Origin of the sequence: Pseudomonas psychrophila HA-4, from assembly GCF_000282975.1 — a bacterium.
GTDB lineage: Bacteria > Pseudomonadota > Gammaproteobacteria > Pseudomonadales > Pseudomonadaceae > Aquipseudomonas > Aquipseudomonas psychrophila_A.
This window is the reverse complement of the sequence record NZ_ALJC01000107.1, coordinates 48,160-67,322: the sequence shown is the minus strand read 5'-3', so window position 1 is coordinate 67,322 and position 19,163 is coordinate 48,160. Positions and strand designations below refer to the sequence as shown.

The window sequence follows — 19,163 nt, the reverse complement described above, 5'->3', positions numbered from 1 at the left end:
TCCCTGAAGCAAGTGCTTGTCAATAGACCCATCTGAGGGGAGACCCTGCATGAATTACAACTGGGACTGGAGCGTGTTCTTCAAGTCCACCGGCATTGGCCAAGAGACGTATCTCGACTGGTTTATTTCCGGACTGGGCTGGACCATCGCGATCGCTGTTGTCGCTTGGATTGTCGCGCTGATGCTGGGTTCGCTGCTGGGCGTAATGCGTACCCTGCCGAACCGCTTTATCTCTGGCATCGCCACGGTCTACGTGGAAATTTTCCGCAACGTGCCGCTGCTGGTGCAGCTATTTATGTGGTACTTCCTGGTACCCGACTTGCTGCCACAACACCTGCAGGACTGGTACAAGCAAGACCTAAACCCGACCACCTCGGCTTACCTGAGCGTTGTCGTGTGCCTGGGCCTGTTTACCGCTGCACGGGTTTGCGAGCAGGTACGTACGGGTATCGAAGCATTGCCACGTGGCCAAGAAGCCGCGGCCCGAGCCATGGGGTTCAAACTGCCGCAGATTTACTGGAACGTCCTGCTGCCCCAGGCTTATCGCATCATCATTCCACCGCTCACCTCCGAGTTCCTCAACGTGTTCAAGAACTCCTCCGTGGCGTCCTTGATCGGTTTGATGGAGCTGCTGGCACAGACGAAACAGACGGCCGAGTTTTCCGCCAACCTGTTTGAAGCCTTCACCTTGGCCACCTTGATCTATTTCACCTTGAACATGAGCCTCATGCTGCTTATGCGCTTGGTCGAGAAGAAAGTCGCAGTGCCTGGCCTGATGTCTCTGGGGGGCAAATAATGGACTTCTTCGATTTCAGCGGTATTGTTCCTGCCCTGCCGGGTCTGTGGAACGGCATGATCATGACCTTAAAACTCATGGTTCTCGGGGTGGTAGGGGGCGTTGCTCTCGGTACAGTGCTGGCGTTGATGCGCTTGTCGTCCAGCAAGTGGATGGCCAATTTGGCCGGCGCTTACGTGAACTACTTCCGCTCCATCCCACTGCTGCTCGTGATTACCTGGTTCTACCTAGCAGTGCCGTTTGTACTGCGCTGGATCACCGGCAAAGACACACCAATCGGTGCGTTCGAGTCGTGCATGGTGGCCTTCGTTATGTTCGAAGCCGCTTACTTCTGTGAGATCGTGCGGGCTGGCGTACAAGCCATTCCTAAAGGCCAGATGGGCGCCGCCAAAGCGCTGGGCATGAGCTACGGCCAGGCCATGCGCCTGATCATCCTGCCTCAGGCATTTCGCAAAATGACCCCGTTGTTGCTGCAACAAAGCATTATTTTGTTCCAGGACACCTCGCTGGTTTATACCGTAGGCCTGGTTGACTTCCTCAATGCTTCGCGCTCCAGTGGCGACATCATCGGCCGCTCCAATGAGTTCCTGATTTTCGCCGGTCTGGTGTATTTCATCATCAGCTTTTCCGCCTCGCTGCTGGTCAAGCGTCTGCAAAAAAGGTTTGCCGTATGATCTCGATCAAGAACATCAATAAGTGGTACGGGGACTTCCAGGTACTGACCGATTGCAGTACCGAAGTTAAAAAGGGCGAAGTGGTGGTTGTCTGTGGCCCATCGGGCTCGGGTAAATCAACCCTGATCAAGTGCGTCAACGCCCTTGAACCGTTCCAAAAAGGCGACATCGTGGTCGACGGCACATCAATTGCCGACCCGAAGACCAACCTGCCAAAACTGCGTTCGCGCGTGGGCATGGTGTTCCAGCACTTCGAACTGTTCCCGCACATGACCATCACCGAAAACCTGACCATTGCACAGATCAAGGTATTGGGCCGTAGCAAGGAAGAAGCCACTAAAAAAGGCCTCGAACTGCTTGAGCGCGTAGGTTTGTCGGCTCATGCCCACAAACACCCTGGCCAGCTTTCGGGCGGTCAGCAGCAGCGTGTAGCCATCGCTCGCGCGTTGGCCATGGACCCGATCGTCATGTTGTTCGACGAACCGACCTCAGCACTCGACCCGGAAATGGTTAACGAAGTACTCGACGTGATGGTGCAACTGGCCCACGAAGGCATGACCATGATGTGCGTGACCCACGAAATGGGTTTTGCGCGCAAGGTTGCCAACCGAGTGATCTTCATGGACCAGGGAAAAATCGTCGAAGACTGTGAGAAAGAAGAGTTCTTCGGTGACGTAACTGCCCGCTCCGAGCGCGCACAGCACTTCCTCGCCAAAATCCTGCAACACTAAACCGCACCACGCCTCGTAGGAGCGAGCTTGTCTCGCGATCTTTTGATCTTATAAAAGATCGCGAGACAAGCTCGCTCCTACAGGTGATATCAGTTAATCAGCTGCAATTGCGCAGTGGTTGACCCAAGGCATCTGTGATGAAATGCGACCCCAACCTTTATCGCGGTGCCCCGCCCTCATTTGCCGTGAAACCTCGACTGCTACGCAATCTATTGCTGCCTTTACTGATCATCTTGCTAACGATCGGGCTAGGCTATGCCGGCTATCGCATCAGTGAACACTTTGGCATTCGCACGCTCAACGAGAGCGGAGAACGCCAGCTTGAGTTGCATGCTCGCACCGTCGAAAGCGAACTCAGCAAATACACCTACCTGCCCAGCTTGCTGGAGTTGGAGTCCAGTGTTTCGCAATTACTGGCTGATCCGACCGCGCAAAACCGGGTCACCGTCAATCAATACCTCGAAGGCCTTAACCGGCGCAGCCGCAGTCGGGCAATCTACGTGCTCGACACCACTGGCAGGGTCGTGGCCACCAGTAACTGGCGCGACACCGACAGTTATCTGGGTGAAGACCTGTCTTTCCGGGCCTATTTTCAGGACGCCGTGCGTGGCCAACCCGGACGTTTCTACGGCATCGGCAGCACCACCGGCGAGCCGGGCTATTACCTGGCTCACGGCCTCGAAGAACAGGGCAAGATCATTGGCGTAGCGGTAATCAAAGTCCGTCTTGAAGCCCTTGAAGAACGCTGGCAACGCGCCCGCCTCGAAGCGTATGTGAGCGATGAGAACGGCATCATCATCCTATCCAGCGATCCGAGCCGACGGCTCAAGTCCGTACGTCCATTAACCGCTGAGATCAAAGAGCGGCTGGCGCGCAGCTTGCAGTACTACTGGTGGCCGCTTATTGAACTGCAACCCCTTGCAAGCGAGCAACTGGGCGAAGGCGTCGAAAAAGTGACGTACGCGGCCAACCCAGGGGTCGAGACCGATAATAAGGAGGTCAGTTATCTGGCCCAGACCCGTCGGCTGAACGACACCCCATGGGACATCACGTTACTCACGCCCCTACAGGATTTACGTCGCGAAGCAGCCAACCAAGGCATGTTGGTGGCCGTAGCCTTTGCTCTACTGGCGTTTCTGCTGATTGCCTGGAACGAGCGACGCAAAGTAATCGCCACCCGATTGGCTGCCCGTGAAGCGCTGCAAGCGGCCAATAGCCAGCTGGAGCGCAAAATTACAGAGCGCACGGCGCACTTGCGCGCCAGCAACGAGCGCCTCAAAGACCAGATTCGCGAGCGCCGCCAAGCGGAAGACACTTTGCGCCTCGCTCAAGACGAACTGGTGCAGGCTGGCAAACTGGCGGCCGTCGGCCAAATGTCCACCAGCATCGCCCACGAATTGAATCAACCACTGGCCGCCTTGCGCACACTGTCCGGCAATACCGTGCGCTTTCTTGAGCGGGGCGACCTGAAAGTGGCCGCGGACAACCTCAACACCATTAACAACTTAGTAGACCGCATGGGCCGCATTACCGCTAACCTGCGCTCGTTTGCGCGACGTGGCGAGGATCACGGCCACGCTAGCCTAAGCAAGGCGATCGAAGCGGTCCTGCAATTACTCGCCAGCCAACTCGAAACGTCTGGCGCACATTTGCAGCGCGACCTCAGCGACGCTGAACTCAAGATCGACCAAACCCGGCTTGAGCAAATTCTGGTCAACCTGATCAGCAACGCGCTGGACGCTATGCAAGGTCAGTCAACACCCCCGCAGTTGTGGCTTGAAGGCGAACACTACGAAGGCAAATACCGCCTGCGTGTGCGCGATAATGGCCCCGGTATCAACCCGGAAAACCGTAAGCATCTGTTTGAACCATTCTTCACCACCAAACCCGGCGAACAAGGCCTAGGCCTAGGCTTGACCCTGTCTGCCAGCCTGGCTGCGGCCGCTGGCGGAAGCCTCAGCGTCGAATTTCCGCAGGCCGGTGGTGTTGCGTTTGTCCTCCTTTTACCGCTGGTGCAACCCGCTAAGGCCGAGCCGATATGAACCATGAGCTGACCGTCCTGATTGTCGAAGACGACCCCCATGTCCTGCTCGGATGCCAACAGGCGCTCGCGCTGGAAGACATTCACAGCGAAGGTGTGAGCAGCGCCGAACAGGCGCTGGCCTTGGTCGGGGATAACTTTCCCGGCATCGTCATCAGTGACATTCGTTTACCGGGGATTGATGGCCTGGAGCTACTCAAACGCCTCAAGGCCCGCGACCGCAGCCTGCCGGTGGTACTGATTACCGGGCACGGCGATATTTCCATGGCGGTGGGCGCGATGCGTGATGGCGCCTATGACTTCATGGAAAAACCCTTTTCTCCTGAGCGACTGGTCGAGGTGGCACGCCGGGCGCTAGAACAACGCAGCTTGGCCCGTGAAGTCTGGTCGCTGCGTCGACAATTGGCCGAACGCGACTCCCTCGAAGGTCGCATCATTGGTCGCTCGCCCGCCATGCAACAATTGCGCGAATTGATCGCTAATGTCGCTGATACTTCGGCCAACGTACTGATCGAAGGCGAAACCGGCACCGGCAAAGAGTTGGTTGCCCGTTGTCTGCACGATTTCAGCCGCCGTCAGCCCCAGCAGTTCGTCGCGCTCAACTGCGGCGGATTACCGGAAAACCTGTTCGAAAGTGAAATTTTCGGCCACGAAGCCAACGCCTTCACCGGCGCGGGCAAACGCCGGATCGGCAAAATCGAGCATGCCAACGGCGGTACGTTGTTTCTGGACGAAGTCGAAAGCATGCCGCTCAACCTGCAAATCAAACTGCTGCGCGTGTTGCAAGAACGCACGCTTGAGCGGCTAGGCTCCAACCAAAGTATCGACGTAGATTGTCGGGTGATTGCGGCCACCAAATCAGATCTCGACCAACTGAGCAAGGCCAGCCAGTTTCGCAGCGACCTGTATTACCGCTTGAACGTAGTCACCCTCGAACTGCCGCCTTTGCGCGAGCGTCGCGAAGACATCCTGCAAATATTCGAATACTTCCTGCAGCAATCGTCTCTGCGCTTCGATCGCGCGGCGCCCGAACTGGACAACCAGACCTTGTCCAACCTCATGAGCCATGATTGGCCGGGCAACGTACGCGAACTGCGCAACGTGGCCGAGCGCTTTGCCTTGGGCTTGCCTGCGTTCAAAAAGCCGGGCAGCAACGCCTCACAAGGGCTGGGTTTTTCAGAAGCGGTAGAAGCCTTCGAACGCAACTTGCTCAACGATGCCTTGCAACGCAGCGGCGGCAACCTGACCCAAGCCAGCCAGGAACTGGGCATGGCCAAGACCACACTCTTCGATAAAGTTAAAAAATACGGGCTCGCGCACTGATGGATCTGATTCTTAAAGCAGCTCTGGGCGCTGGCGTGGTGATCATTCTGGCGATGCTGGCAAAAACCAAAAACTATTACATCGCAGGTTTAGTCCCGCTGTTTCCGACCTTTGCCCTGATTGCGCATTACATCGTCGGCAAAGGGCGATCCGTCGACGACCTAAAAACCACCATTGTGTTCGGCATGTGGTCAATCATCCCTTACTTCGTCTACCTCGCGACGCTGTATGTGCTGGTTGATCGGTTACGGCTTGAAGCCTCGTTGGCGTTGGCAGCAGTGGCATGGTTGATGGCCGCCACCGTCTTGGTCAGCGTGTGGGTCCGCTTGCACTGACACCCCACATCTCCTACCGAAATCACAAAGCAGGCACGCGCCTTGCATTTACCCCTTAAAGCCCGCCAGGCCTGGCTCGGCGGCGATTAAATGGGGTAAATAACACGTTGAATATTCTCGATCTCGATCATAGCCTGACCGCTCAGGCTCCTATTGCGCAGCGGCTCGTCGATGGCCGCGCTACACGTCTCGATTTGCTGGAACTAGGCCCAAAACTGCGCCTGTGGTCCAGCGAACGCAACTACCAACGCTTCGCTAAAAGTCTGCTGCAACGTGCGAAAAAGCCCGCAGGCAAACCTGAATTGTTCTTCATTGGCTCCGGCGACTATCACCACTTAACGCCTGCGCTCTTGGCTGATTTGCCAGAGCCGGTGACGTTGATTCACTTCGACAACCATCCGGACTGGGTCCGCTTTGCACCCCGCCGTCATTGCGGTTCGTGGGTCAATCGTGCGCTGAAACTGCCGAACGTCAAACGCATCGTTACCCTCGGCCCGTGCAGTGATGACCTAGAGAGCCCGCAGTTTAAGGGCGGTAACTTGGGTGCTCTGCGGCGTGGCGACTTGCAGCTATTTCCGTGGCAACACGCCCCCACCAAAGTCTGGGGCCGGATCGGCGATGGTCCAGGGCATGAGCAACACGAAAACCTTCTGCATTGGCACAACCTGTCCGAACAGGACTGGCCGACCTTTGTCGACAACCTGATCCAGAGCCTGCCTACAGAGGCGGTATGGATCACCATCGACAAAGACGTGCTGGCCAGTGAAGACGCCGCCACCAACTGGGATCAAGGTGGCATGCGCCTCACCCACCTGCTACACGCCATCCGCGCCCTTGCCGCCAGTAAGCGCGTGCTGGGCATTGATGTGTGCGGCGAGTTCGCCAAGGCACCTCACAGCAACCTACTCAAACGCTGGGAAGCCAAATCTGACCAACCACCGCCGCAGCGTTGGAGCGACGCCGACCTGTTGCGCAACGCGGCCACCAACGAGGTGCTGATGTCGCTGTTTGAGGAACTGTTCCCGTGACCTTGACTGTGATGTTGCTGGTGGCGTTCTCCATCGTGCTCGATGTGATCGGCCAGTTGTGTTTCAAGATTGGCCTCGACCGCTTGCCCGAGCTTGAAGGCGGCTTTCGCCTCAATGCCTTCTGGGGGCAGGTATTTAACGCACCCATGCTGTGGGCCGGGATCGGCGCGTATGTGATCGAGTTTTTCGTTTGGCTCGAAGCCTTATCACGAGCCCCCCTAAGCCTACTTTTCCCAGCCGCAGCGCTCGCGTATTGCGGCGTGGTCTTCGCCGGCAAAGTGTTCCTCGGTGAGCACGTCAGCGGTCGGCGCTGGATGGGCACACTGGTGATTACCCTCGGCGTGATGCTGGTCTGCATCGCCGGGGCTTGAGGAGGTAAACCATGGAAAATACTGAAACGCTGCACACCGCACCCAGCGGCTGGCTGCAGGGTCGCGTGGGCACCATTGTGCTGTGGGCGCTGCTAATCGCCCTTGAAAGCAGCGGACAAATCGCCACCAAAGTTGGCGGCGATCAACTGGGCCAGATGGATTTCAGCCTGCAATGGCTGCAAGCAGTGATGCTCAATTCAGGGGTTTGGATCGCGATTGCCTGCTACGTCGGCGCATTTTTTGTGTGGATGTTGATTTTGCGGCGCAGCAGCCTGTCGCTGGCGTTTCCGCTGAGTTCACTGGTCTTTGTCGGGGTCTTGCTAGGGTCATGGCTGGGGCTCGGCGAACACATCAGCGCGCTGCACTGGGTGGGGGTGGTAGTCATCATTGCCGGTATTGCACTGCTGGCGGAGGGTGAGCCGGAGCATTGACCCTCTGTGTAGCCGTGTTTAAAACTTGTAACTCACGGCTGTCTGCACAGCGCCCTGGTTCACGTCGCCTATCTCTTTAACAATGCTGCTGTCAGCTGCCGAACCCACCAGGTGTGTCCAGCTCGCGCTGGCCACCAGCGACCAATGCTCAGCCAGCGGAAACTCAACATTCTGGGTCAGGGTCACGTTCTGAAAGCCGCCACTGGCGGTGTACCGCGAGATCCCCGAGGCGTGGGCTTCAGACTCGCTCACACCAAAGAACGTCGACATTTGCCGGCCATCGGCAAAGTGCGCCGCCAACTGGCTACTACCGATAATCCCCAGCCCCAGCGGATAACCCAGCTCACCCCCAACCTGCCCCAGCACGCCGCCCTGCCCGCCCGCTGCCCCTACGGCTTGGCCGACTTGCGCATACACACGCCAGAACTCGGCCGGGCTGTATTGCACAAAGCCGCCGAGTTGCGCCATGTCTGACACATCACGCAAACCGCGCAACGAGCCATTGGCGGTACGACCCGGCAAGTAGTTGATGAACGGCCCGGCGGTCCAGCCATCGGCATTCAAGGCACTCCAGGTCAAACCATCGTCGGTATCTAGGCTGACATCGCCCCAGTCCACATCGACGTAGGGCAACGGCACCGTCTCATATCGACTACCACTCGGGTCATACGGCTGGTAACCCACCCCGACACCCACTTCACCGCTAGGGCCGTCCGCTGCGTGCGCAGCTAAACCGACACTGAGCAAGGTGAGCAGCAAAAAAGCAGGTAAAGGCGTTTTCATGACACGGGTTCCATAGAAGTTCATGCGCGCATCAATCACTTTTTTGGCGAGTCGACGCAAGCACTGATGTTGTTTGTAGCAAGCTACAAAAATTGTAGCTCGCACAACCAAATTTGACTCAAGCAACACCAAAAGCCCCAGCGCCCGGGGCTTTGGCAAGTTGGCACAGTCAATGCAATTACCTGTTTATGCGCAGAGAGCGCCTCTCCTCAACAGGACAATGCAGATGATGCAATGGCATATCGTGTGTGATTTCGACGGGACCATCACCCGTACCGACGTCATCGACAACATTCTTCAACGCTTCGCCGACCCAAGCTGGGAGACGATCGAAGAACAATGGGTGCAAGGTGAAATGGGTTCGCGTGAATGCCTGAGCCGCCAGCTGTCGCTGGTCAAAGCCTCGCCAGCCGAGCTGCTGGCCTATTTCGACACCGTTGAGATTGACCCTGATTTTCCGGACTTCGTTGATCACGTCATCGGCCTTGGCGCTTCCATTGAAGTCGTTAGCGATGGCATCGAGCAAGGCATCGCCCGCATTCTGGCCCGCAACTATGTGAGCCTGCTGCCGATCCTCGCCAACCGTTTGCGCCAGGTCGACCAGAACAGCTGGCGCATCGACTTCCCTTACTCAAGCGACGCCTGCCGTGCTGCTTCCGGCAACTGCAAATGCAAGTCCACCCCCAGCGGCAAACGCGTGCTGGTGATCGGTGACGGCCGCTCGGACATGTGCGTGGCCTCCAGCGCCGACTTCGTGTTCGCCAAAGACAGCCTGGCCGAACACTGCGAACGCAACGGCATCCCGCACGCACGCTTCGACTCTTTCGCCGAACTCCCGGCCTTGCTCGCCCAATTGCCAAGCGACGCCGCTAACGCACCTCATTATTCTCGTGACCAGCAGGAACTCTTCAATCATGTCTGATATCCGAATCGCTACCCCAGAAGACCAAATTCTTCTGGAAAAAGAAGCCAAGTACTGCTCCTACGGCGACACCGTTCACTACATCGAACCCCCACGTATTTTCAGCCGCTGCGAAGGCTCCTACGTCTGGGACACCGAAGACCAAGCCTACCTCGACCTGCAAATGTGGTACTCGGCCGTTAACTTCGGCTACTCGAACCCTCGCCTGAACAACGCCCTGAAACAACAGATCGACACCCTGCCGCAGATTGCCAGCCAATACCTGCACAAAGGCAAGATAGAGCTGTCGGAACGCATCGCAGTCGACGCCAAAAACAAGTTCGGCCTCGACGGTCGTGTGCACTTCAACGTCGGCGGTTCGCAGTCCATCGAGGACTCGTTGAAAGTGGTCCGTAACGCCAGCAACGGCAAAAGCCTGATGTTCGCCTTCGAAGGCGGCTACCACGGTCGTACTCTGGGCGCGTCCTCGATCACCTCAAGCTACCGCTACCGCCGCCGCTACGGCCACTTCGGCGAGCGCGCCAACTTCATCCCGTTCCCGTACCACTTCCGCGGCCCCAAAGGCATGACCAAAGAAGAATACGGCAGCCACTGCGTGCAGCAATTCGCCCGCCTGTTTGAAACTGAATACAACGGCGTGTGGGACCCGAAAGTCGGTCAAAGTGAGTACGCAGCGTTTTACGTCGAGCCGATCCAAGGCACCGGCGGCTACGTGATTCCCCCGATGAATTTCTACAGCGAACTCAAGCAGGTGCTGGATCAACACGGCATTTTGATGGTGGTCGACGAAATCCAGATGGGCTTCTGGCGTACCGGCAAGCTGTGGTCGATTGAACACTTCGACGTCAAACCTGACGTGATCGTGTTCGGCAAGGCGTTAACCAACGGCCTCAACCCGCTGGGCGGCATCTGGGCCCGCGAAGAACTGATCAACCCGAAGATTTTCCCACCGGGCTCGACTCACTCCACCTTCGCCTCCAACCCGCTGGGCACTGCGGTAGGCCTTGAAATGTTCAAAATGACCAGCGAAGTCGACTACGGCGCAATGGTCATGGCCAAGGGCAAATACTTCCTTGAAGGCCTCAAAGACTTGCAGAAACGCTACCCGATCATCGGCGACGTCGACGGCTTGGGCTTGGCGCTGCGCTGCGAAATCTGTGGCCCGGACGGTTTCACGCCAGACAAGGCAACCTTGGACTACATGGTTGAGGAAGGCATGAAGGGCGATATCGAAATCGACGGCAAGCGTCTGGGTCTGATTCTGGACGTGGGCGGCTACTACAAAAACGTGATCACCTTGGCACCGTCGCTTGAAATCAGCTACGCCGAAATCGACCTGGGCATCGCCCTGCTCGACCGCCTGCTGCACCGGGCGATGAAACGGTGAACGCGGCCGCTTTCACCACAGGTGATATCGATCTGGGAGAAGGCGACGCCGGTTTCGTTCTTGGCACGGGTGAGGTCGCGATCCTGTTGATCCACGGCCTCACGGGCACCCCGACCGAAATGCGTCGGGTGGCCCAGGGGTTGGCCAAGGACGGTACGTGCACTGTGTACGTACCGACCTTGGCCGGGCACTGCGGTGACAATAGCGACCTGCAAGCCACCGGCTGGAAAGACTGGTACGAAGGCGTGCGCAAAACCTTCGCCAGCATTCGCCAACGTCATCAACAGGTGTTCGTTGGCGGTTTGTCGATGGGGGCAGTGATGTCCATGTACGTGGCCTGCGAGCACCCTGGCCAAGTGGCGGGCTTGCTGATGTACTCCACCACCCTGCGGTATGACGGCTGGAGCATCAACAAACTGGCGTTCATGACTCCGCTGCTGATGAAGATTCCGGGCGGCGTACACCTGTGCAGCTTTGAAGAAAAGCCGCCCTATGGCATCAAAAATGAGCGCCTGCGAGCGATTGTCGAGCGCCAGATGAAAGCCGGTGAAAGCAGCAATGCCGGGCTGTTGACGATGGAAGGCGTGACCGTGCGCGAATTGCACCGGATGAACGCGGTGGTAAAAAAACGCATGCCGTCGATCACCACGCCAGCACTCGTGCTGCATTCCATCGAAGACGACATCACCAGCCGCTGGAACGCCGATTACGTGGAACGTCATCTCGGCGGCCCCGTGACCAAAGTGTTGCTCGACAACTGCTACCACATGATCACGGTCGACCTGCAATACCGACGCGTGATCGAACTCAGTGACGCGTTCGTGAAAAGTAACAGCACGACCTCGCAACAACCCATTGAGTATTTGCAGCAAGCCTGACCACCCCAAGGACGCCCCATGATTACAGCCCACAGCTTTTCATCAATCCAGGCCATCGAGCGCGAGGCCTGGAATGACTGCTTTCCAGATGCTCTGGAGGATTGGGACTACATCATGGCGGTCGAAAACGCCGGCATTGAGGGCTTCGAATGGCGTTATCTGACGCTGTTCGACGGCCCTGTCTTGGTTGCCGTCGCCACGGCATTTACCACCTGCTATCGCCTAGACACGACCGTTCAGGGCATCGGCAAACGCTTTACCGAACACCTTAACCGCGTGCTGCCAGGGCTGATGCAGTTACAGCTGTACGCCATCGGTTCGCCGGTGACGGAACAGTGCAGCGCGGGGACCGCCAGCCATGTTGCGGCGTCACAACGCCCGGCCCTGCTGGCGCAATTACTGGCACTGGCACACCGCGACGCCGCCCAACTGGGCATCGGCCTGATAGCCGTCAAAGACGTGCCCAGCCACGATGATGACTGGGCTCACAGCTGCAAAGCAGCGGGTTTTCAGTCGATGCCGAGTCTGCCCAGCGCAATGCTGCCGGTACCCTTTGGCTCGGTTGACGGCTACCTCGGCTCCCTGGGCAAGTCCACCCGCAAAGACATGCGCCGCAAGCTCCGCGCGCCAGCACCTCGGGTGGAATGGCGCGACACTATTGACGATGTCTTGCCCGAGGTTATGCGCCTGTACGACGCCACGCTGACGCGCAGTGATTTGCAATTCGAACGCTTACCACCCGCCTACTTCACCGGTATCCTCCAGCAACTGAGTGACCGAGCGATGTGTGTGTTGTATTGGGTCGACGAGCAATTAGTGGCGTTCAACCTGGTGCTGATCGACGAGCACCGCTTGATCGACAAGTTTTTTGGCCACGATCTTGAACTCAGTCGCGAGTACAACTTGTACTTCAGAAGCTGGGTAGTGAATGTCGACTACTGTATTCGTCACAATATTGCGCTGTACGAATGCGGTCAGGCCGGATACGCCAGCAAAATTCGTTTGGGTTGCACCTTTCAGAGCAACACGCTGTTTTTCCGCCACCGCAATCGGTTGATCAACAGCGTGCTCAAACTGGTCAAACTGTTCATCCGCCCTGACCGCCATGACCCCGCTCTGGCCGCAGCGATAAGCGAGAATTAATGCCGATCACGCCTGACTCATCGTGCAAACCCCAGCCATTCAAGGTCTCGCGCTGGACGGTACAGCGCAAGCTGGTGCTGGCTTTTTGGCTGGTCAGCGTCATCCCGACCATGATCGCTGCCGAACTGGCTGCCACCACCCTGTCACAGATTTTCGACAGCAACGTGCGGGTCTGGCTGCAAGAGTCGACCAAGATCGTCAAAGACGAAATCAGCGAGATCCTTCAGGACAACGCCCGCGTCGCCAAGCTGTTCCTGCACTACACCCATCCTCCGGTGTCACATAAAGCCATTCGCCATGACCAGCTCACGGCCGACATCGCCGATGCGATAGGCATCGACGTGGTAGCGCTGATTCGCGACAGCGATCACAAAGTGGTGTTCAGCACCGCCAGCGACAACATCGTCGATCAAATCAGCCTAGCCCCCAACGCCGTCCTGCAAACCATCAACGTCGGCGGCGTGCCGACCGGCACTGTGGTTTCGACATTTCCTACGACTCAAGATGGTGTGGATTACCAACTGCTGGTCGCGACCTACATGGACAGCAGCTTCCTGACCAGCGTCGCCGATGTGCACTCCCTCGACCTGCGGCTATACCTGTCCAACGCCAATGGTTTTGCCGAGATTTTCTCCAGCCAGCATTTCGATGACCGCTTGCCCATATTGCCGCATGAGATTGAGCAGACCTTGCGCACGACCAAACTGCCCAGCGAGCAGTTCACCAGCCGTTACAGCGGTTTGTACTGGCCCATCATGAACGACGCGGGCGAGCTGCAAGGCGTGATTTACAGCGGCCTGCTGCGCCACACCAGCCTCGTGGGGCTGGTTAACCAAACCAACTTGTTTGCGTTGATTTTTCTGCTCAGCTCGCTGCTGTCGCTGACCGTTGGCTGGCTGGTGTCTGAGCGTCTGACACGGCCGCTGCGCGCGCTCTCTGAAGGCGTGCGCGCCGTGACCGCCGGGGATTACAGCCAGCGGGTGGGCGTTTCCGGGCACGACGAACTGGCCGAACTGAGCAGTACCTTTAACCACATGACCGTGCGGCTCGGCGAGTTGCACCACCTCGAAGCCCAGTTGCGTCGACGCGACCGCCTGCATGCATTGGGCGAAGTGGCCATGGGCTTGGCCCACGAGATCCGTAACCCGCTGGGCATCATCAAAACCGCAACTCAGTTATTGCATCGCCGGGCCGACCTTGGCGAAACCGACAAACGCCATCTCGAATACGTGGTCAGTGAAGTCACGCGCATCAACGAGCTGATCACCGACTTTCTCGACTTCGCCAAACCCAGCGCCCCGGTTCGCTCGCAGCAGCCAGCCCTGCCGTTGGTCGAAGACATTTTGGGTTTCTGCGAGCCGGAACTTAAAACCCACAACATCAAGGCGCAGATCGACGATCAGGCGCCGGGGGCAACGCTTTACGCCGATACCCGGCAGTTGAAACAAGCGTGTCTGAACCTGATCATCAATGCCATCGACGCCATGCCCGAGGGTGGCAACCTCACATTGCGTATTGCCCGCGATGACCGCGGTGATACGGTGCTGAGCATTATCGATACCGGCCAAGGCATTGAACCCGACATGATCGAACGCATTTTTACCCCTTTTGTGACCACCAAAGCGTCGGGGACAGGCTTGGGCTTGCCCAAGGTGTACTCGATTATGGAAAACCACGATGGACGGGTTGAGTGCATCAGCGAGAAAGACGCCGGCACCACGTTCAACCTGTATATCCCGGCCCACGGAGGGGATGAGTCATGAGTCATAACGTACTGGTTGTCGACGATGAGCCAAAACTGTGTGACTTGCTCAGCTCAGCGCTGACCCAGAACGATGTACACGTTTTCACCGCGGGCAACGGCCTCCAAGCCTTAGCACTTCTGGAGCAGGAAGACATTGACCTGGTAATCAGCGACTGGCGCATGCCCGGCATGGACGGCCCGCAATTACTGGCCGAAGTTAAACTGCGCTACCCGCAATTACCGGTGATTGTGATGACGGCCTACAGCACCGTCAAAAACGCCGTACAGTCGATGCGCAACGGTGCCTACGACTACATCGCCAAACCGTTCGACATCGACGAGCTCGACATCACCGTCAGCAAAGCCCTGCAGTTTCGCGACATCGTGCGTGACAACGCACGCATGCGCGCCGAGCTCGACGAACACCAACACATTGAAAACCTGGTGGGCGAGAGCCCGAGTTTTCGCCGCGTACTGAGCGCCATCGACTCGGTGCGTGACAGCAACGCGACCATCCTGCTGACTGGCGAAAGCGGCACCGGTAAAGAGATGGTCGCCCGCGCCATTCACAAACATGGCAGTCGCGCCGACAAGCCATTTGTCGCGGTCAACTGTGCGGCGATTCCTGAAGGGCTGCTCGAAAGCGAGATGTTTGGCCATCGCAAAGGCGCATTTACCGGTGCCGTGGCGGATCGCGTCGGGCGCTTTATGCAGGCCGACAAGGGCACTTTGTTTCTCGATGAAGTGGGCGATATGCCTTTGGCCCTGCAAGCCAAGATCTTGCGTGCGCTGCAAGAGCGGGTGATCGAGCCAGTGGGCGACCCGCGTGAGCGTAAAGTCGATGTGCGCGTGATTGCCGCGACCAACAAGAACTTGCTTGAAGCGGTGGCCAACAAAGAGTTTCGCGAAGACCTGTACTACCGCTTGAATGTCTTCCCGATTCCTTTGCCCGCCCTGCGCGAGCGCGTTGAAGACATCGCACCGCTGGCGCGGCACTTTGCCCACAACTTGGGGGCAACGGCGGGTAAACGGATCAGCGGTTTCAGCCCTAGCGCCCTACAGGCGATGGTGGAATATCACTGGCCGGGGAATATTCGTGAACTGCAAAACTGCGTCGAGCGCGCCACCATTGTTGCCAATAGCAGCACGATCGAAGACAGCGATTTGCCGCCGTACCTGTTCAGCGCCCAACCATTGCAGAGCAGCAGCTTACTGACACCCGACGTGAGCGTACCGCCCGACCTCGAAGCCGCACTGGCTGAAGTTGAAAAAGCCTACATCCTAGCGGCCTTGCAGCAGGCTCAAGGGGTGCAGGCTGCGGCGGCGCAGTTGATTGGTATTTCAGAGCGCAGCTTTTGGTATCGACTGAAAAAACTCGATATTCATGTCGATAAAATTGTCAGGTGAATCTGAAGCGGCCTAAGGTCGAGCCGCAAGCAAGCGAAACACGCTTGCTTGCGCCTTACAGCTAAAAGCATGCCGCTTGCTCTCACCCATCGACACCCACGGCAACATGAGACAAACTCAACGCTTTCGCGTTTATCATCAAGTTTACTCATGGAGTCATCGTGCTGGAAATTCGTCACCTCAAAACCCTGCACGCTTTGCGCGAGTCCGACAGCTTGGTCGAAGCGGCCGAGCGCCTGCACCTGACTCAATCTGCCTTGTCGCACCAGTTCAAAGAGCTGGAAGAGCGTATGGGCATGCCGCTGTTTGTGCGCAAAACCAAGCCGGTACGTTTCACCAGCGGCGGGTTGCGCTTGCTGCAATTGGCCGATGCCATGCTGCCGCTGATGCGCGCTGCCGAGCGCGACATCACCCGTTTAGTCGGCGGCACCGCCGGGCGCTTACACATGGCGATTGAATGCCACAGTTGCTTTCAATGGCTGATGCCGACCATCGATCAGTTCCGTGATGCCTGGCCTGAGGTTGAACTCGACTTGGCCTCAGGTTTTGCGTTTGCGCCGCTGCCAGCGCTGGCACGCGGCGATCTGGACTTGGTCGTCACCTCCGACCCGCAAGAGATTGCCGGCCTGACCTATGTGCCGCTGTTTACCTACGAAGCCATGTTGGCCGTGGCCAATCAGCACCCTTTAGCCAGCAAGCCGTTCATCGTGCCTGAAGACCTGAGCACGGAAATTTTGATCACATACCCGGTCGAGCGTGATCGGCTCGACATCTTCACCCGCTTTCTGGAGCCTGCCGATGTAGAGCCTGCGCACGTACGCACCTCAGAACTGACAGTCATGATGATGCAACTGGTGGCCAGCGGCCGTGGGGTGTGTGGGATGCCGCATTGGGCGCTGCATGAATACAGCTCACGCGGCTACGTACAGGCCAAGCGCTTAGGCGAGAAAGGCTTGTTCGCCACCCTATATGCCGCAGTTCGCACCGACATGTTGGATGTACCTTATATGCGTGATTTCTTGCTGACCGCGAAAGACACGTCGTTCTCGACGCTCGACGGGGTGAGCGCGGTTAGGTAAGCAATACGTATTGTCATTGTGGGAGCGAGCTTGCCTCGCGATCTTTTTGATCGTTAAAAGATCGCGAGGTCTACGCGTCAGTCTCGACCAACCGCCGCATGTGCACTCGGTCGTAATACTCTTCGCCCACCCGAATCGCGCTGTCTTCAAGCCCCGACTGCTCAAAGCCACAACGCCGGTACAGCGCCAGCGCAACAGAACTGTTGGCGCTCACGGTCAATTCGACCGCTTTGATCTCAGGCTCTTGCTCGGCCAACGACACCACGGCCTGCACCAGTTGCTCGCCAATCCCTTGCCCGCGAAAGGCATGGGGCACGTACAGGCCAAACAAGGTGGCCTTATGTTGTGCGTCTTCCCAGGGCTCGAATGCCAAGCCAACAATGCCCGCCAGTTGTGCGTCGACAAACGCACCCAACATGGCGCTCAAGTCATCTTCCAATTGCCCTTCCCACCAGCTCAACGGCAATTTCTCACGATGAGCAATGCTGGACACAAATGCTTCCGGGTGCAGCGAATATGCTTGCAGCATCAACTGCCGGTAAGCCTTGGCGCGGGAGGGATCAAGCAGTTCTATAGCCATTACGACGGGTCCCACTCATAAGGTTTTACGTTGCTCCAGCATCAGCCTAATCGCCAGCCCCGCCAGCACAAAGCCCATCACGAAGCGTTGCACGGCCAACCATGTGGGGTTGCGTACAAACCACACGGCTATGCCGGAAGCAAACAGCGCGATCAACAAATTAACGGTAAAGCTGACGCTGATTTGGGTCAGGCCCAGTTCAATACTTTGAGTGAACATCGAGCCGTTTTCAGGGCTGATAAATTGCGGGAATACCGAGAGGTAAAACACCGCCACTTTAGGGTTTAAGACACTGGTCATAAAGCCCATCAACATCAGTTTCGGCGTTGAATCCGGCGCTAGGTCGCGCGCTTCAAACGGTGAACGCGCGCCCGGCTTCAGGGCTTGCCAGGCCATCCATAACAAGTACAGCGCACCCGCCCACTTCAACGCTTCATAGGCCATCGGCACTGCTAGAAACACAGCGGTCAGCCCCGCTGCGGCTGCGAACATGTGTACAAAAAAACCTGCCACAACCCCCACCAGTGACGTGACCCCCGCCTTGCGCCCCTGACAGATGGAGCGCGAAATCAGGTAGATCATGTTCGGACCCGGCGTCAATACCATCAGCAAACACGCCGCAGCGAAAATCAGCAAATCATGGACAGGAATCATGGGCAATCCTTGTTAACGAAAGGGTCAGGCAGAGGTCAGCAAGGAATCACGATAAAACGGCAAGATGACGTCACGCGTCAACGGTGCGAGCACCAGCCCGCCATCGCCTTGGGGGTCGATCCACTGCACTTCTTCAATTTCGGCAGCCGGAATCACGTCTTGGTCGATGTGCAACACGAACATCTGCGCCTGTACTTCAAAGCCCGGTTCATTGGCCGCAGGTGCCGTGAAGTGCCCCAGATAGCTGGCGCGCAAAGGGTCAATCTGCAACCCCAGCTCTTCTTCCAATTCACGGGCCAGAGCATGGATCGGTTGTTCGCTGGTTTCTATTTTTCCGCCTGGCTGCATAAACGACTGAGTACCGCGTTTGCGTACCAGTAGGGTTCGGCCATCAGGACCGATCAATACGGCAGCGGCAATACGGATGATCTTCGCGAGAGGGGCAGAGTGTTCTGAGAGGGTCACGGTAGTCGGCCAGCAAGGTAGAAAGTGCGCAAAGGATTACATGGCCTAACGCTCAAGCAAAGACACAGATGGCGCGTATAGACGAGCCATCTGTATGGATACGAGGCCTCTTCAAGCCTCGGTTTTAGGGCTTGAACCAAAACCTGCGAAGCGCTTGTTGAACCCAGCAATTCGGCCGACGATCAGACCGATCAAGGTGATCAACAGGATTGCCCCAAGGATCGTTCGACGCGGGTCGCGGCTTTTAAAAAAAATAAAAAGGCGGTGCAAGCTCTCTCCTACTCTGATTGGCTAATGGTAATTAAGCACCCGTTCGTCAACACTTCTGTGCAAGCCTTCGATTCAAAGAGAGGCTGCACGCTTCAAACCGTTGTATCGCCGGGGTAAACCG

General features: G+C 57.4%; 21 protein-coding genes. 16 read left to right on the top strand and 5 right to left on the bottom strand.

The features are described 5' to 3' along the window. Nucleotides 1-49: 49 nt before the first annotated feature. The 9 genes from B347_RS0117510 to B347_RS0117470 all read left to right on the top strand — a co-directional run bounded on the left by B347_RS0117510 (nt 50) and on the right by B347_RS0117470 (nt 7,730). Complete coding sequence (locus B347_RS0117510; RefSeq protein WP_019410996.1) at nt 50-796, top strand: amino acid ABC transporter permease; 747 nt, start codon at nt 50-52, stop codon at nt 794-796. Continuing rightward, complete coding sequence (locus B347_RS0117505; protein ID WP_019410995.1) at nt 796-1,470, top strand: amino acid ABC transporter permease; 675 nt, start codon at nt 796-798, stop codon at nt 1,468-1,470. Before B347_RS0117510 ends, B347_RS0117505 begins: the two co-directional genes overlap by 1 nt. Beyond that, a complete protein-coding gene (locus B347_RS0117500) occupies nt 1,467-2,201 on the top strand; it encodes an amino acid ABC transporter ATP-binding protein (protein ID WP_019410994.1) in 735 nt (244 codons plus the stop codon). The genes B347_RS0117505 and B347_RS0117500 overlap by 4 nt, the downstream gene beginning before the upstream one ends. Nucleotides 2,202-2,338: 137 nt before the next feature. After that, entirely contained in the window at nt 2,339-4,243 is a 1,905-nt protein-coding gene (locus tag B347_RS0117495; RefSeq protein ID WP_019410993.1) for a sensor histidine kinase, read from the top strand. Beyond that, nucleotides 4,240-5,565, top strand: a complete 1,326-nt coding sequence (locus tag B347_RS0117490) for a sigma-54-dependent transcriptional regulator (RefSeq protein WP_019410992.1) — start codon at nt 4,240-4,242, stop codon at nt 5,563-5,565. Before B347_RS0117495 ends, B347_RS0117490 begins: the two co-directional genes overlap by 4 nt. An 8-nt stretch (nt 5,566-5,573) precedes the next feature. After that, nucleotides 5,574-5,900 (top strand): GlpM family protein, encoded by a 327-nt coding sequence (locus B347_RS0117485; RefSeq protein ID WP_192812389.1) that lies wholly within the window; start codon nt 5,574-5,576, stop codon nt 5,898-5,900. A gap of 107 nt (nt 5,901-6,007) precedes the next feature. Next, nucleotides 6,008-6,928 carry an arginase gene (locus B347_RS0117480; protein ID WP_019410990.1) on the top strand — a complete coding sequence of 307 codons (921 nt, stop codon included), beginning with the start codon at nt 6,008-6,010 and terminating at the stop codon, nt 6,926-6,928. After that, nucleotides 6,925-7,299, top strand: a complete 375-nt coding sequence (locus B347_RS0117475) for a transporter (RefSeq protein WP_019410989.1) — start codon at nt 6,925-6,927, stop codon at nt 7,297-7,299. The genes B347_RS0117480 and B347_RS0117475 overlap by 4 nt, the downstream gene beginning before the upstream one ends. 11 nt (nt 7,300-7,310) lie before the next feature. After that, nucleotides 7,311-7,730, top strand: coding sequence for an EamA family transporter (locus tag B347_RS0117470; protein WP_019410988.1), 420 nt, complete (start codon nt 7,311-7,313; stop codon nt 7,728-7,730). Nucleotides 7,731-7,748: 18 nt separating this feature from the next. Here B347_RS0117470 and B347_RS0117465 read toward each other — a convergent pair whose 3' ends face one another. Continuing rightward, a complete protein-coding gene (locus B347_RS0117465) occupies nt 7,749-8,513 on the bottom strand; it encodes a MipA/OmpV family protein (RefSeq protein WP_019410987.1) in 765 nt (254 codons plus the stop codon). A gap of 226 nt (nt 8,514-8,739) precedes the next feature. Between B347_RS0117465 and B347_RS0117460 the strand changes: the two genes are divergently transcribed. The 7 genes from B347_RS0117460 (at nt 8,740) to metR (ending at nt 17,073) form a co-directional block, all read left to right on the top strand. After that, nucleotides 8,740-9,435, top strand: coding sequence for an MtnX-like HAD-IB family phosphatase (locus B347_RS0117460; RefSeq protein ID WP_019410986.1), 696 nt, complete (start codon nt 8,740-8,742; stop codon nt 9,433-9,435). Further along, on the top strand, nt 9,428-10,822 hold the full coding sequence (locus tag B347_RS0117455) for an aspartate aminotransferase family protein (RefSeq protein WP_019410985.1): 1,395 nt from the start codon (nt 9,428-9,430) through the stop codon (nt 10,820-10,822). The genes B347_RS0117460 and B347_RS0117455 overlap by 8 nt, the downstream gene beginning before the upstream one ends. After that, on the top strand, nt 10,819-11,700 hold the full coding sequence (locus B347_RS0117450) for an alpha/beta hydrolase (protein ID WP_019410984.1): 882 nt from the start codon (nt 10,819-10,821) through the stop codon (nt 11,698-11,700). Before B347_RS0117455 ends, B347_RS0117450 begins: the two co-directional genes overlap by 4 nt. Nucleotides 11,701-11,718: 18 nt before the next feature. Then, nucleotides 11,719-12,843: a GNAT family N-acetyltransferase gene (locus B347_RS0117445; RefSeq protein WP_019410983.1), complete on the top strand. Its 1,125-nt coding sequence runs from the start codon at nt 11,719-11,721 to the stop codon at nt 12,841-12,843. Then, nucleotides 12,843-14,606, top strand: a complete 1,764-nt coding sequence (locus B347_RS0117440) for a sensor histidine kinase (protein WP_019410982.1) — start codon at nt 12,843-12,845, stop codon at nt 14,604-14,606. Before B347_RS0117445 ends, B347_RS0117440 begins: the two co-directional genes overlap by 1 nt. Continuing rightward, nucleotides 14,603-15,994: a sigma-54-dependent transcriptional regulator gene (locus tag B347_RS0117435; protein WP_019410981.1), complete on the top strand. Its 1,392-nt coding sequence runs from the start codon at nt 14,603-14,605 to the stop codon at nt 15,992-15,994. The genes B347_RS0117440 and B347_RS0117435 overlap by 4 nt, the downstream gene beginning before the upstream one ends. Nucleotides 15,995-16,155: 161 nt before the next feature. Beyond that, nucleotides 16,156-17,073, top strand: coding sequence for a transcriptional regulator MetR (gene metR / locus B347_RS0117430; RefSeq protein WP_019410980.1), 918 nt, complete (start codon nt 16,156-16,158; stop codon nt 17,071-17,073). Between the two features lie 70 nt (nt 17,074-17,143). Here metR and B347_RS0117425 read toward each other — a convergent pair whose 3' ends face one another. The 4 genes from B347_RS0117425 to B347_RS26610 form a co-directional block, all read right to left on the bottom strand. Further along, nucleotides 17,144-17,653: a GNAT family N-acetyltransferase gene (locus tag B347_RS0117425; protein WP_019410979.1), complete on the bottom strand. Its 510-nt coding sequence runs from the start codon at nt 17,651-17,653 to the stop codon at nt 17,144-17,146. A gap of 15 nt (nt 17,654-17,668) precedes the next feature. Beyond that, entirely contained in the window at nt 17,669-18,307 is a 639-nt protein-coding gene (locus tag B347_RS0117420) for a LysE family translocator (RefSeq protein WP_019410978.1), read from the bottom strand. 24 nt (nt 18,308-18,331) lie between these two features. Continuing rightward, the gene (locus tag B347_RS0117415; protein ID WP_019410977.1) at nt 18,332-18,772 is read right to left on the bottom strand and encodes an NUDIX hydrolase; all 441 of its coding nucleotides are present in this window, start codon (nt 18,770-18,772) and stop codon (nt 18,332-18,334) included. Nucleotides 18,773-18,883: 111 nt separating this feature from the next. Next, nucleotides 18,884-19,042, bottom strand: a complete 159-nt coding sequence (locus tag B347_RS26610) for a hypothetical protein (protein ID WP_019410976.1) — start codon at nt 19,040-19,042, stop codon at nt 18,884-18,886. Between the last annotated feature and the right edge of the window lie 121 nt (nt 19,043-19,163).

Excerpts from the sequence above, each read along its gene's own strand:
- B347_RS0117510 (WP_019410996.1), top strand. The coding sequence starts at position 50 with ATGAATTACAACTGGGACTGGAGCGTGTTCTTCAAGTCCACCGGCATT.
- B347_RS0117505 (WP_019410995.1), top strand. The coding sequence starts at position 796 with ATGGACTTCTTCGATTTCAGCGGTATTGTTCCTGCCCTGCCGGGTCTG.
- B347_RS0117500 (WP_019410994.1), top strand. The coding sequence starts at position 1,467 with ATGATCTCGATCAAGAACATCAATAAGTGGTACGGGGACTTCCAGGTA.
- B347_RS0117495 (WP_019410993.1), top strand. The coding sequence starts at position 2,339 with ATGAAATGCGACCCCAACCTTTATCGCGGTGCCCCGCCCTCATTTGCC.
- B347_RS0117490 (WP_019410992.1), top strand. The coding sequence starts at position 4,240 with ATGAACCATGAGCTGACCGTCCTGATTGTCGAAGACGACCCCCATGTC.
- B347_RS0117470 (WP_019410988.1), top strand. The coding sequence starts at position 7,311 with ATGGAAAATACTGAAACGCTGCACACCGCACCCAGCGGCTGGCTGCAG.
- B347_RS0117465 (WP_019410987.1), bottom strand. The coding sequence starts at position 8,513 with ATGAAAACGCCTTTACCTGCTTTTTTGCTGCTCACCTTGCTCAGTGTC.
- B347_RS0117460 (WP_019410986.1), top strand. The coding sequence starts at position 8,740 with ATGATGCAATGGCATATCGTGTGTGATTTCGACGGGACCATCACCCGT.
- B347_RS0117455 (WP_019410985.1), top strand. The coding sequence starts at position 9,428 with ATGTCTGATATCCGAATCGCTACCCCAGAAGACCAAATTCTTCTGGAA.
- B347_RS0117445 (WP_019410983.1), top strand. The coding sequence starts at position 11,719 with ATGATTACAGCCCACAGCTTTTCATCAATCCAGGCCATCGAGCGCGAG.
- B347_RS0117440 (WP_019410982.1), top strand. The coding sequence starts at position 12,843 with ATGCCGATCACGCCTGACTCATCGTGCAAACCCCAGCCATTCAAGGTC.
- B347_RS0117435 (WP_019410981.1), top strand. The coding sequence starts at position 14,603 with ATGAGTCATAACGTACTGGTTGTCGACGATGAGCCAAAACTGTGTGAC.
- B347_RS0117425 (WP_019410979.1), bottom strand. The coding sequence starts at position 17,653 with ATGGCTATAGAACTGCTTGATCCCTCCCGCGCCAAGGCTTACCGGCAG.
- B347_RS0117420 (WP_019410978.1), bottom strand. The coding sequence starts at position 18,307 with ATGATTCCTGTCCATGATTTGCTGATTTTCGCTGCGGCGTGTTTGCTG.